Raw genomic sequence first — 11,774 nt, forward strand, 5'->3', positions numbered from 1 at the left:
CTTATGGCTTTAATTTGTATCGTTTTTATTCTGTGACTACCTGTTTCATTACGATCATGTCGAAAACATCTACAGAGCCGTTTTCGTTCATATCCGCAGCCATGTACTGGTCTGCTGTGAACTCGGCTTTGTGGAGCAGATAGTTCTGAAGCATGACTCCGTCAGCGATATTTACTTCGCTGTCGCCGTTAAGGTCGCCTGTGATGACCTTCTGTACGGGAGTATCAGCCTTTTCTGCTTCGGGAGCGGCGGATGCATTTCCTACGAAGAACTCGTTGCTTATAAGTTCGTAGGTCTGACCGCTTGTGTCCTCTGCTTCGATGCGGAAGATGTAGCTTCCCTCTGCAAGTCGGTTGAAAATTATCTTTCCGTCAAAGTAGGATTTAAGGTCATAGGTACGGGTATTCGGCTCTGCTTCGGCATACTGTGCTGTAGGCTGTCCGTCGGAGGTGTAGACTCCTCCCCACACCTTGGTGATAGGAAGTGCAGAGGTGATATTTCCTCTGATACCGAAGGAAGTGTTAACTGCGAGAAGTCCGTCGGGAGCAGCAACGTCGCTGATAGTCATATCGGAATCCACGTCGCTGATCTTCTGGAGGTAATCCATAGAGCAGAAGCCTGAAACTCCGTTGTACTCAACGTGCGCCCAGCTTCCGTCAGCCTTTGTGACTTTCACCTGAGCGTTTGCAGGTACTTTTCCCACTGCTGCGTATGATGAACCGTGTCCCGATCTGATGTTCAGATAGGTGGTAACGCCCTTTGTTGTGTATTCACCTGCATAATCTTCGGAACATCCGCAGGAAGGTGCACCCTCTGTGTATGTATCCGAACCTGTATTGCTTGTTACAGGTACATTTGCGGCAGGTACATTTTCGGTGTAGGTGAAATAAGTCAGCGGATCGTAGAATGTTACGGAAGGATAGCCTGTACCGTCGAGACTGCTGCTTACGCCGAAATGAAGGTGGTTTCCCGAGGAAATGCCTGTGCTTCCAATCTTGGCGATAACTTGTCCCTGACTTACCGACTCGCCTCTTGAAACGAGAAGTGATGATGCATGAGCATAGAATGTATAGACTCCGAGGTCTGCGTGGTAGAGTATCACTATATAGCCGTATCCGTCGAGCCAGCCTGCGTAATTGACTGTTCCGGGACAGGCTGCGTATATGTTTGTGCCGTAATCTGCCTGGATGTCTATAGCGTTATGATATCCCGAGACGTTGTTCACGTTTCTCATTGGATCGAATGGTGTAGTGATTATTGTAAATTCAGGCTGAGTAGGCCATACGGCGTTGACTGCAGCAAAAGAGTTTAACAAGCTTGCAGGGGCTGTGCATATAACTGCACCTGCAAGAACGGCTGCCAATGTATTTTTGAAAGTTTTTTTCATGAGACACACTCCTTAATGTTTTAACCCAAAAATTCGGCTTTACCATGCAATTTTTATAGTATCATATCTTCCAAAAAATGTCAATCAGGTTACAAAGATTACAAAATAAAATTATAATATCCGCTGTTAAAAATTAACTATTTATATACCGTTTTGTATAATTTACACATAGATTTCCGCACGGTACATTGTCATATGAACCTATTTTGATTGGATAAAAGATACATATAATTAATCTTCAAGGCAGTTTTATTGTTGCAGTTTTAACAAGATAGTTATTGCTAACAACTATATGTTTACAGCGGTTAACAAACCTACTTTACCGATGTAATATAGGATATAATATTATCTGTGATATGCTGGCCTGGCTACAGGTCGTTGTTGAGAGGTGAATTCCTATTAAAACAGTAGAGATTTACAGTGACGGTGCCTGCAGCGGTAATCCCGGCCCCGGAGGTTACGGAGTGGTTCTTCGCTATGGAGGCGTTGAAAAAGAGCTTTCAGGCGGTGAAAAGGAAACTACCAATAACCGTATGGAGCTTTCGGGCGTTATTGCAGGACTTTCCGCTCTGAAAGAGCCTTGTAAGGTAATACTTACTACCGATAGTAAATACGTCTGTGACAGTGTCACAAAGGGATGGGTATACGGCTGGAAGAAAAAAGGCTGGATAAAAAGTGACAAAAAACCTGCACTGAATGTCGATCTTTGGGAGAAGCTCCTTCCGCTTCTTGAAAAACACGATGTTACATTTGTCTGGGTAAAAGGTCATGCAGGTCATCCCGAAAACGAACGCTGCGACAGACTTGCTGTTCAACAGCGTGATAAATATTCGCTTTAGGAGGCGTTGATATGGATAAGAGGTTTATTTATGCGGATAATGCGGCTACTACTGCCGTATCTGAGGAGGTCCTTAATGCGATGCTGCCCCACTTCCGTGAGGCTTACGGAAACGCTTCGAGTATCTACAAGCTCGGACGTGATGCGCAGAAGGACGTTGAGACCGCAAGAGAAAAGGTAGCAGCTGCTCTCGGTGCAGAGCCAAGAGAGATATTCTTTACAAGCTGCGGTTCGGAATCCGATAACTGGGCTATAAAGGGCACTGCGGAGCTTATGGCAAAGCGCGGAAAGAAGCACATAATCACTTCCGTTTTCGAGCATCATGCTGTACTCCACACCTGCCAGGATCTTGAGAAAAAAGGCTTCGAGGTAACTTACATCCCTGTAAGCGACAAGGGACTTATCGATCCCGAGGATGTTAAAAAGGCTATCCGAGAGGATACAGCTCTTGTAACTATAATGTACGCAAACAACGAGATAGGTACTATCCAGCCGATAGCTGAGATAGGTGCGATATGCAAGGAGAAAAAGGTACTCTTCCATACGGATGCTGTTCAGGCTGTGGGACACATTGATATAGATGTTCACGCACAGAATATAGATATGCTTTCACTTTCGGGACACAAGATACACGCTCAGAAGGGCATCGGCGCTCTTTACGTGAGAAAGGGACTCAGCCTTCCTAACCTCATCCACGGAGGCGGTCAGGAAAGAGGAAAGCGTGCAGGTACGGAAAATGTACCCGCTATCGTGGGACTCGGTGTCGCTATCGAGGCCGCTACACGCAATATTTCCGAGAAGAATGCCATTATAACTCCAAGAAGGAACAGACTTATCGACGGCCTGCTGAAACTGCCATACACTCGTCTCAACGGCGACAGGGACAAGCGCCTTCCCGGTAATCTGAATATATCCTTCGAGGGCATCGAGGGAGAGTCGCTTCTCCTTATGCTCGATATGAACGGCATATGCGGTTCATCGGGTTCAGCCTGCACTTCGGGTTCGCTTGATCCGTCACACGTACTGCTGTCTATCGGACTTAAGCACGAAATAGCACACGGTTCGCTCCGTCTTTCTATTGAGGAGGACGTTACCGATGAGGACGTTGACTACATCCTTGAAGTGGTTCCTAAGGTAGTAGCACGTCTGCGTGAGATGTCCCCTGTATGGGAAAAGATGATGAAGGGCGAAAAGTACGAATAAGGAGGACATGATATGGGGCTTCTGGACAAACTGTTCGGGGATCGCAGACCTGACGATTACATGACTGATGACGAGAAGGAACTGCGTGATTATGAGGAAAACGAATACAACGGAGATTCACGCATAGACGAAAACGGATATGCTGAGTTCATAATAGCGGCTTCTTACGAATCGAAAACAGGTGTTTCTGCGGACGGCGTTGTTACCGAGGGCACTTTACGCACGGGTGACAGAGTTGAGATAGTACACAACGGCGCACATGCGGAATTCAGCGAGATAGCGGCTATAAAGTTCTGCGGCAAGGACGTCAGCAGCGTTTCCGAGGGCAGCAAGGCGGAATTGTGGCTTAAGGATACTGAGAAAAAGCAGTTGAGAAGAAATGATATAATCAAAAAAATTGCAAAGGAGTAATATAACCATGATGTACAGCGAGAAGGTTCTGGACCATTTTTCAAATCCAAGAAATGTCGGCGAGATAGAGAATGCCGACGGAGTAGGCGAGATAGGTAACGCTAAGTGCGGCGATATAATGAAAATGTATCTTAAGATAGACAACGGTATCATTACCGATGCGAAGTTTAAGACATTCGGATGCGGTGCGGCGGTTGCAACATCTTCAATGGCTACAGAGCTTATAAAGGGAAAGTCCATCGACGATGCTCTTAAGCTCACGAATCAGGCTGTTGTTGAGGCTCTGGACGGCCTCCCGGCAGTAAAGATACACTGTTCTGTGCTTGCTGAACAGGCTGTAAGATCGGCACTTTCCGATTACTACACAAAACAGGGTATTGATCCCCTCCCGATAGTCGGCGAGATAAAGATGCCTGAGGAATAAGAGAAAAGCCATAAGGAAGCGGCTGCTTCTTTATGGCTTTTTTGATTGTTTTACTAAATTGTTATTATTTAAAAGTAACAGTGTAATCCTTTGTGGCTTCAGATACAGTCAGAAAGTTTTCAAGAACAGACTGGGCGTTTTCCTCGACCTCTTTAAAGAATTCTCCGTCTTCTTTCAGTTTTTTCTCCTTTGCCTCTTTTAATTCAGCCATTAGTGCAGTGTAATCATCTAATGATGTTTGCGTGAATACTGACTTTTTTACATCATAAAACTTGAAGCCCTTTTCGTCCATTTCATGAGAAAGAACTTTAGCTTCGGGGAGAGTGACAATAATGCGTTTTGCATCGTTGATTATTTCGTACTTAACTTCGGAAATATCGATTCCTGCACTGATAGTGCCGCTATATGTAAATACAACTTTATCTGTTGTAAAGGGCACAGTCATTCCTTTCCATTCTTTGTTTTTCTCGTAAATATCTGCATCGGTGTAGCAGTATTTAAGAGATACCAGTTCACTTGCAGGTTCAAGTATTTCATCAAGGGTTATTGAAGTAAGTGCTTCCTCTGTTGTTACGGTTTTATCATCTTTGCTGCTGCTTGAAACTTTACCAAAAACAAATCCCAGAACAGCGCATACAACAACTGCAATGCTTAAAACGACAATAATAGCTTTTTTCATTTTAATTCCTCCTTGCTGTGTTAGCTGTTATTTCTTAAATAGCGGATCAGAACAACGATCAACCAAAATCCGCCTGTTAAAATTGTTAGAATAACATCAAGTAAACAGCCGCCAGTATCGTTTTTTTCTTTTGTTTCGATTACGACTTTTTTCTTTGCCATACACACAACTCCTCTATAAAAAGATAAAAACACAAACATTGATTTGTTTGTGTTTTTATTATACCATTCTTACAAGATATTTACAAGATATATATAATATAAATTTAATGGGAATTTATTGTATATTTCCACTAAAATGTGAGAGATAATTAATATAAAGGAGCGTGGACATATGTTTAAACTGCAAAAAGGATACAACGAATACGTGACCAAGACATTCCGTCTGCCGAAAGAATTCGTTGAACAGCTCGAAAAACTCGCATTTGACAATAATCTTTCACTTAACCAACTGGTAATACAGTGCCTTCAATATGCAATAAATGACCTCGATACGGGAGAGGAGAAAAAGGGAACAGACTGAATATAGTCAAATTTTGACATAAAAATGAACAATGTGTAAAGCTTTTGCGGAAGAATCTTATATTTTTCTTAAATCGTTGACATCCTCATATAAACCTGCTACAATATAAAGTGTATCGGTATACCCGTTCTGATAGGGAGAACGCGGCCCGATAAGGAGGATGAAATATGAAGCTTAAAAAAAGAATCGCTTCTCTGCTTGCTGCTGCAGCGCTTGTGGCTGCGGTCTCAGGCTGTTCTGACAAGCCTCAGATGCCTGCCCCTCCTGTAACGGATGCAAGCTCACCTGCCGACCATACAGAATTTATAAAAGGTACGGCGGAATTTCAGACTGAGACAGAGAGTAATTCGATTTCAACTGCGGTAACGACCGCTGCAAAAACAACTACTGCCGCTTCGACACGGACAGCAGCCGTGGGAAAGGTAATGCCTTCCTTTACTGCGCCTGCGGACAAGGGCGATTTTACCGTGCCCGATGAAGTGGTATATAAATATCAGGGAGAAAGTGTAAGCGGAGAACTTGTGCAGGTCCTTTGCGCCGATCTGACATACGACGGTGAAAGCGAACTTATCGGCAAGTATTACAGCTTCGATAAGGATAAATACTTCTACCGCGTTTATGATAATGACGGCGGTCTGCTGAACACAGTCATTTCGCCTGCCGATGATCCCGAACTGACTTCGGAGTGCGTTCTGGTCAAGGACGAGAATACCGATTCGGTATGCTTTGCGTGGTTCAACATAAGAAGCAGCGATCAGAGCATCAATATCGAGTATTACGATCTCGGAAGCGGTTCACCGTCGGATAATATAGCTGCCTACAGCTATGGTACAGTCAGCAGCGACAGGAACTCTGCTTACCTCAACGGAAGCAAGGTATCCCTTGAAAAGTGCCTTAAGTACATAAGGAACATCTGCATAATAGACGATGATGAGCGTGATCTCGGTTCGTATCTCAATTTCCGTATAGCCGAGCCGAATCATACTGTGGTAACACAGCCTGCTGTTGTAACGACTGTGAAGCCTACAGAGCCAGAAACTGTTCCTGTTACTCAGACGGTAACAACTGTTTCGGTTCCCGATCATTCGGACGAGATAGCTGAGCTGAACAAGACGTACAGCAGTCTTATCGACGAGGCTCAGGAGCGTATCGACGGCTATACGAGCGATCCTAACTATAATCCGCAGGTAGTGGATGCCGATCCGCAGGCTTACCGTGATGCGGCTGCGGAGCTTAGCAAGGAACAGGCAAGCCTTGAACGTTCTGGCGACCTTGCAGGAGCTGCCGAGATGCAGGAAACTATCGACAAGTATAACACTCTTGCAACACAGGCGGAGTTCACACAGCAGATAGAGCCTGAAATAGCAAGATTCAGAGAGCAGATAGAGCAGTACCGCACAGAATGGGATAACAAGCTTGCGGCATTACAATAAAAACCAGAGCCTGAGATACAGCATCTCGGGCTCTTTTAGTATGTAACTCTGTTTCGGAAAGGAGAAAATTATGACAGAGACAGTCATTCGCAAGGTGGATAAAGATACCGAACTTTCGGTACAATTGATAGATTTCGTAAGGAACTTTTCGTGGGATGAGGTCAGGGAGCATACTCTCCATGTGCTGGAAAACTGGGAGTTCACGGACTGGGAAACGCCTTTTGCGGCGATTTCGGAGGGCAGGATAATATTGCTCCCCCAACTAACTCCTGAATTTTCTTGCTTGTCCTGACAGCGAAATACTGCGTCAGAAAGTCTTGAAATGCGACAGCATTCCTGCGGCTTTCTTCCTTGCCTTTCTCTGCCAGTCCGTCGCAATATTTCTTCAAGAGTTAATTGGGGGAGCAATAGGAATGATCACAGTCATGAAGACGGATTACTACCCCTTGCCCGAAATATATCCCTGGATATCGACCTTATTTGTCAGCGAGAAATTCCGTGGTAAACGCATAAGTCAGAAGCTTATAGAAGCTGCGGAAGAATATGCAAGAGCATCAGGCTTTGAAAAAACATACATCCCGACGGAGTTTGTGGGACTGTATGAAAAATACGGTTACAGCTATGTCAGAGATATCGAGAATTATGGCGGAGGCGTTGACCGCTTGTATGCCAAGGAAATATAAGACAACACCCCGAAGCAATCGCTGCTTCGGGGTGATATTGTTATGTTAGTACCGTTCTTGCATTGCTGCCCGGGTACTGTTTATACGATGCAGATATTATTCTGTAACAGGTAAGCTTGAAATAACCTTTGCATCAAGTCTCTGGATAGCAAGAGCGTCCATAGGTGAGATACCGTCGCCGCGGTTGAAAACATCTGCGTTGGACTGTGCCTGCTCGTCCATGTAATACTTTGTAGAGTTTGCACAGTTCTGAAGAATGAGGAGTGCATCTGCAAGTGATACGTCACCGTCAAGTGTAGCGTCACCGAGAAGTGTCGGCTGTGGAAGCGCAGGTGTTGGCATTACTTCTACTGTAGTTGGCTGTACAACATCTGCTGTAGCTGGCTCTACTGTAGTAGGTGCAGCAGTTGTAGGTTCAACAGCAGGCTTTGTAGCCTTTACAACGTCCTTGGACTCGCGTCCCTCGATGATAGAGTAGTAAGCAGGTTTTGCCTTGTACTCGCTGTCGAAGATAAGAGGAAGCTGCTTAGCTCTCCAGCTCTGATCGTCTGTGATTCCCCAGAAGATAACTGCTGAGATGCCGTCCTTATACTTGTCGATAGCATTGAAGATACCCTTGTAGTAATCAGCCTGGTGATCGAAATACTTGCTTCCGTTCTGCTCAGGAACAGTTACGTCAAGCTCAGTGATCTGAACATCGAGACCTGTTGCAACATAGTCCTTAAGAGCTGATTCATACATTGAAATTGATGGGAATGCAGACTGCATATTGTCGCGGCAGTCGAGGTGTGACTGCATACCGATACCGTCGATATTGCCGGCAGCCTTAAGTCTCTCAGCCATTTCGATGATCTGAGTCTTCTTCTGCATATACTCGTTGTAGTCGTTGTAGTAGAGCTTGCAGCCCTTAGGAGCGTACTTTCTTGCATACTCGAAAGCGTAGTCGATGAATGAGTTGTCACCGAATACAGCTACCCAGTCTGAAGCTGCGTAGTTGTTGTCAGCACCGCAGTGGCCTGGTTTACGTGGAGTACCGTCCTCGAGCCAAGCCTCGTTAACAACGTCGCAAGCATAGAAGTCAACGTCAGGATAGAGCTCAGTGAGAGTCTCGAAGTAGTTCTTTATGTAGTTCTCCATACGCTTGAGCATCTTTTCCTTTGAAACGTACTTGCCGTCAGCTTTGTAGTCTTCCTTGAAGAACCACTCAGGAGTCTGGCTGTGCCATACGAGAGTGTGAACTCTTACAGGGATATTGTTCTTGCGGCAGTAGTTGAGGATAGGCTTAGCAGCAGAGAATGATACCTGTGGGTTCTCGTCGTCGCCTGTCTCTTCGAGATATTTGAGAGTTGCAGACTGGTTGAGAACGCTGTCAGGCTTCATCTGGTTACCTACTGTAACGCTGTCGCCGAAGTGCTTTTCAACGAGAGCCATGAAAGGCTTTGAAGAAAGGTTATCGGGAGTAAGAGCAGTACCTACCTTGAAGTCGCCGCTGAAGTATGAGCTGAAAGGCTTGATATCGTCTTCGATGTCAACGCTTGGAGCTTCCTTTACAGAGAAGTCGTCGATGTAGAGGTCATCTGTACCGCCTTCAAAGTATACATATACGCCTTCCATTTCCTCAGTGAAGCTTACCTTGACATCCTTTACGGACTGCCAGTCGCTTCCGTTGAGGTTCTGAACGAGGTTGTTGTAGTGAGTCTCACCGTCAACAGTGTACTGGAAGCTGAAAGTAGCACCTGTATAGTACTTGCCCTTTACGGAAGCGCTGATGAGGTACTCTGTGTTAGGCTCGAGAACACCGTCAAGACGGAAAGCTGGACCGTTCCATGATTCGGTACGTCCGCTTGCGAGCATAGAGCCCTTTGCGCCCTTGCCCTCTGTTGAGTCGAGAGACAGCTCTGTAGTATCGTCTCCGCCTCTGTTTGAGAAATACTTAAGGTCGTCTTCGCTGTCGAAGCTGAAGTCGAAAAGTGTGGAACCCTCTGCTGTTTTAGTGCCTGAAACATCCAGAGTTGCAGGTAACGAAGCTGCATATGCTGCTGAAGCAGCAGTACACATGGTAGCCGCACTGAGAATACCTGCGATCAGTGCTTTCACAGTTTTTGTTTTCATTTGTAATCATCCCTCCGTGGATATATTTATATAGTTATTATACCATATAAAATGTATCTGTTCTACTCATAATTTGTGAATTATTTGTAATTTTATCAAGTTAGCAAAAAATGACCTAATCGCAATTAATGATAAATTTGTACGAGTCCTCTCATACTGACGGAAACAGAATTTACTTTTGATTTTTATATTAGAATGATAACCGGTGACAGAGAGTAAATAAAACCAAGAATAGGCGGGGTGCAGGGAGCCGCTCGCTCCCTGCCGGAGTTCGGAGGCAGCGCCTCCGGTGGGGTGTGGGGCAAAGCCCCACGATCCGAAAAGCGCTCTGCAATGGGTGAATTCAAAAACAGTCCGGCGGACTGTTTTTGGAGAGGGAACGCTCTGCAAGAGAGAGCGTTCCCTTCTAACATTTTAAAAATGATTATTCTGAAAACTGAATTCTGACCAAAAGTAAATGATGCTGCGGCCCTTTCAGACTCTCTTTGTATTGACAATATCTGCATAAAATGGTATAATGATTCTGTTCGTACATTAACGTCCCGAGGTCTTGAAGGATTCGCGGACGTCGGTATAGATCCCGCTTTTATGCGGACTTAATTAATCTGAAAAGAGGAAGTTTTATGGCAAAGGATAAAAAAATGGTCACAGCGATAACCTCAATGGACGAGGATTTCGCTCAGTGGTATACCGATATCTGCAAGAAAGCAGAGCTTATCGAGTATACAAGCGTTAAGGGATGTATGGTCATCCGTCCCTACGGCTATGCTATCTGGGAGAACATCCAGAAGATACTTGACGGAATGTTCAAGGCTACAGGACACGAAAACGTATGTATGCCTATGTTCATCCCCGAGAGCCTTCTTCAGAAGGAAAAGGACCATGTAGAGGGATTTGCTCCCGAAGTTGCATGGGTAACTCACGGCGGAAACGAGAAACTCGAAGAGCGACTTTGTGTACGTCCTACATCCGAGACACTTTTCTGCGAGCACTATGCTAACATAGTACACTCATACCGTGATCTCCCTAAGCTCTATAACCAGTGGGTAAGCGTAGTACGCTGGGAAAAGACAACACGTCCTTTCCTTCGTTCAAGAGAATTCCTCTGGCAGGAAGGCCACACTATCCACGCAACTGCTGAGGAGGCTATTGAGGAAACAGAGCGTATGCTCAATGTATATGCAGATTTCTGCAAGGACGCTCTTGCTATGCCTGTAGTAAAGGGCAGAAAGACAGAGAGCGACAAGTTTGCAGGCGCTGTTTCAACTTATGCTATAGAGGCTCTTATGCATGACGGTAAGGCTCTTCAGGCAGGTACTTCGCATTACTTCGGCGACGGCTTTGCAAAGGCTTTCGGCATTGAATATACAGACAAGGATAACAAGAGAGTTAATCCTCATCAGACAAGCTGGGGCGTTACAACACGTCTTATCGGTGCAGTCATCATGACTCACGGCGATGATAACGGACTTGTTCTTCCGCCTGCGGTTGCTCCTACACAGATAGTTATAATCCCTGTTGCTCAGCACAAGGAAGGCGTACTCGAAAAGGCCGGCGAGCTGAGAGACCGTCTTGCAGCAGCAGGCTACCGCGTAAAGCTTGATGACAGCGAGAACTCACCCGGATGGAAGTTCGCTGAGTATGAGATGAAGGGCGTACCGCTCAGAGTTGAGATAGGTCCCCGTGATATCGAAGAGGGCAAGTGCGTTATCGCTTCACGCTGGAACGGCGAAAAGTCCGATACAGCTCTTGATGCACTGGAGGAAACCGTTGCAAAGAAGCTTCAGGAAGCTCACGACGGTATGTATGAAAAGGCTCTTGCAAATCAGAAGAACAGAACCTACGAATGCACTTCTATGGACGAGATAGTGAAGGCTCTTGAAGAAAAGGGCGACGGCTTTGTCAATGCAATGTGGTGCGGTGAGGAAGCTTGTGAGGACGAGGTAAAGGAAAAGACAGGTGTTGGTTCAAGATGTATCCCGTTTGAGCAGAAGAAGCTCTCAGATGTATGTGTTTGCTGCGGAAAGCCTGCAAAGCACATGGTATGCTGGGGCAAGGCTTATTGATGCAGGGGATGAACGC

13 protein-coding genes are annotated in these 11,774 nt (G+C 45.6%); 9 read left to right on the forward strand and 4 right to left on the reverse strand.

Annotation, left to right across the window (positions count from 1 at the left end):
• Positions 1-25: 25 nt before the first annotated feature.
• A complete protein-coding gene (locus BT127_RS02095; RefSeq protein WP_075423375.1) occupies positions 26-1,387 on the reverse strand; it encodes a peptidoglycan DD-metalloendopeptidase family protein in 1,362 nt (453 codons plus the stop codon).
• Positions 1,388-1,779: 392 nt separating this feature from the next.
• Between BT127_RS02095 and rnhA the strand changes: the two genes are divergently transcribed.
• The 4 genes from rnhA to nifU are packed head-to-tail and all read left to right on the forward strand — an operon-like array spanning position 1,780 to position 4,263.
• A complete protein-coding gene (gene rnhA / locus BT127_RS02100; RefSeq protein WP_075423376.1) occupies positions 1,780-2,226 on the forward strand; it encodes a ribonuclease HI in 447 nt (148 codons plus the stop codon).
• Between the two features lie 11 nt (positions 2,227-2,237).
• Positions 2,238-3,428, forward strand: coding sequence for a cysteine desulfurase NifS (nifS, locus tag BT127_RS02105; protein ID WP_075423377.1), 1,191 nt, complete (start codon positions 2,238-2,240; stop codon positions 3,426-3,428).
• A gap of 12 nt (positions 3,429-3,440) precedes the next feature.
• Positions 3,441-3,839, forward strand: a complete 399-nt coding sequence (locus tag BT127_RS02110; protein WP_075423378.1) for a hypothetical protein — start codon at positions 3,441-3,443, stop codon at positions 3,837-3,839.
• Positions 3,840-3,846: 7 nt separating this feature from the next.
• Positions 3,847-4,263 (forward strand): Fe-S cluster assembly scaffold protein NifU, encoded by a 417-nt coding sequence (nifU, locus tag BT127_RS02115; protein WP_075423379.1) that lies wholly within the window; start codon positions 3,847-3,849, stop codon positions 4,261-4,263.
• A 64-nt stretch (positions 4,264-4,327) separates the two neighbouring features.
• Here the strand turns inward: nifU and BT127_RS02120 are convergent, their stop codons facing one another.
• Both BT127_RS02120 and BT127_RS16665 read right to left on the reverse strand, forming a co-directional pair.
• Positions 4,328-4,942, reverse strand: coding sequence for a DUF4230 domain-containing protein (locus BT127_RS02120; RefSeq protein ID WP_075423380.1), 615 nt, complete (start codon positions 4,940-4,942; stop codon positions 4,328-4,330).
• A 20-nt stretch (positions 4,943-4,962) separates the two neighbouring features.
• Positions 4,963-5,103, reverse strand: coding sequence for a hypothetical protein (locus tag BT127_RS16665; protein WP_175541896.1), 141 nt, complete (start codon positions 5,101-5,103; stop codon positions 4,963-4,965).
• A gap of 172 nt (positions 5,104-5,275) precedes the next feature.
• Between BT127_RS16665 and BT127_RS02125 the strand changes: the two genes are divergently transcribed.
• The 4 genes from BT127_RS02125 to BT127_RS02140 all read left to right on the forward strand — a co-directional run bounded on the left by BT127_RS02125 (position 5,276) and on the right by BT127_RS02140 (position 7,580).
• Positions 5,276-5,464 (forward strand): hypothetical protein, encoded by a 189-nt coding sequence (locus BT127_RS02125; protein WP_075423381.1) that lies wholly within the window; start codon positions 5,276-5,278, stop codon positions 5,462-5,464.
• 167 nt (positions 5,465-5,631) lie between these two features.
• Complete coding sequence (locus tag BT127_RS02130) at positions 5,632-6,897, forward strand: hypothetical protein (RefSeq protein WP_075423382.1); 1,266 nt, start codon at positions 5,632-5,634, stop codon at positions 6,895-6,897.
• A gap of 70 nt (positions 6,898-6,967) precedes the next feature.
• Positions 6,968-7,189 (forward strand): hypothetical protein, encoded by a 222-nt coding sequence (locus tag BT127_RS02135; RefSeq protein ID WP_075423383.1) that lies wholly within the window; start codon positions 6,968-6,970, stop codon positions 7,187-7,189.
• Between the two features lie 25 nt (positions 7,190-7,214).
• Complete coding sequence (locus BT127_RS02140) at positions 7,215-7,580, forward strand: GNAT family N-acetyltransferase (protein ID WP_075423384.1); 366 nt, start codon at positions 7,215-7,217, stop codon at positions 7,578-7,580.
• A gap of 96 nt (positions 7,581-7,676) precedes the next feature.
• Here the strand turns inward: BT127_RS02140 and BT127_RS02145 are convergent, their stop codons facing one another.
• Complete coding sequence (locus BT127_RS02145) at positions 7,677-9,692, reverse strand: endo-1,4-beta-xylanase (RefSeq protein ID WP_075423385.1); 2,016 nt, start codon at positions 9,690-9,692, stop codon at positions 7,677-7,679.
• Between the two features lie 623 nt (positions 9,693-10,315).
• Here BT127_RS02145 and proS point away from each other — a divergent pair.
• Positions 10,316-11,758 carry a proline--tRNA ligase gene (gene proS / locus BT127_RS02150; protein WP_075423386.1) on the forward strand — a complete coding sequence of 481 codons (1,443 nt, stop codon included), beginning with the start codon at positions 10,316-10,318 and terminating at the stop codon, positions 11,756-11,758.
• Positions 11,759-11,774: the final 16 nt, after the last annotated feature.

The organism is Ruminococcus sp. XPD3002 (assembly GCA_900119535.1).
Taxonomy (GTDB): Bacteria; Bacillota; Clostridia; order Oscillospirales; family Ruminococcaceae; genus Ruminococcus; species Ruminococcus flavefaciens_H.

Coding starts and splice junctions, on each gene's coding strand:
- BT127_RS02120 (WP_075423380.1), bottom strand. CDS start 4,942: ATGAAAAAAGCTATTATTGTCGTTTTAAGCATTGCAGTTGTTGTATGC.
- BT127_RS16665 (WP_175541896.1), bottom strand. CDS start 5,103: ATGGCAAAGAAAAAAGTCGTAATCGAAACAAAAGAAAAAAACGATACT.
- BT127_RS02110 (WP_075423378.1), top strand. CDS start 3,441: ATGGGGCTTCTGGACAAACTGTTCGGGGATCGCAGACCTGACGATTAC.
- BT127_RS02125 (WP_075423381.1), top strand. CDS start 5,276: ATGTTTAAACTGCAAAAAGGATACAACGAATACGTGACCAAGACATTC.
- BT127_RS02145 (WP_075423385.1), bottom strand. CDS start 9,692: ATGAAAACAAAAACTGTGAAAGCACTGATCGCAGGTATTCTCAGTGCG.
- BT127_RS02130 (WP_075423382.1), top strand. CDS start 5,632: ATGAAGCTTAAAAAAAGAATCGCTTCTCTGCTTGCTGCTGCAGCGCTT.
- BT127_RS02095 (WP_075423375.1), bottom strand. CDS start 1,387: ATGAAAAAAACTTTCAAAAATACATTGGCAGCCGTTCTTGCAGGTGCA.
- nifU (WP_075423379.1), top strand. CDS start 3,847: ATGATGTACAGCGAGAAGGTTCTGGACCATTTTTCAAATCCAAGAAAT.
- proS (WP_075423386.1), top strand. CDS start 10,316: ATGGCAAAGGATAAAAAAATGGTCACAGCGATAACCTCAATGGACGAG.
- nifS (WP_075423377.1), top strand. CDS start 2,238: ATGGATAAGAGGTTTATTTATGCGGATAATGCGGCTACTACTGCCGTA.
- BT127_RS02135 (WP_075423383.1), top strand. CDS start 6,968: ATGACAGAGACAGTCATTCGCAAGGTGGATAAAGATACCGAACTTTCG.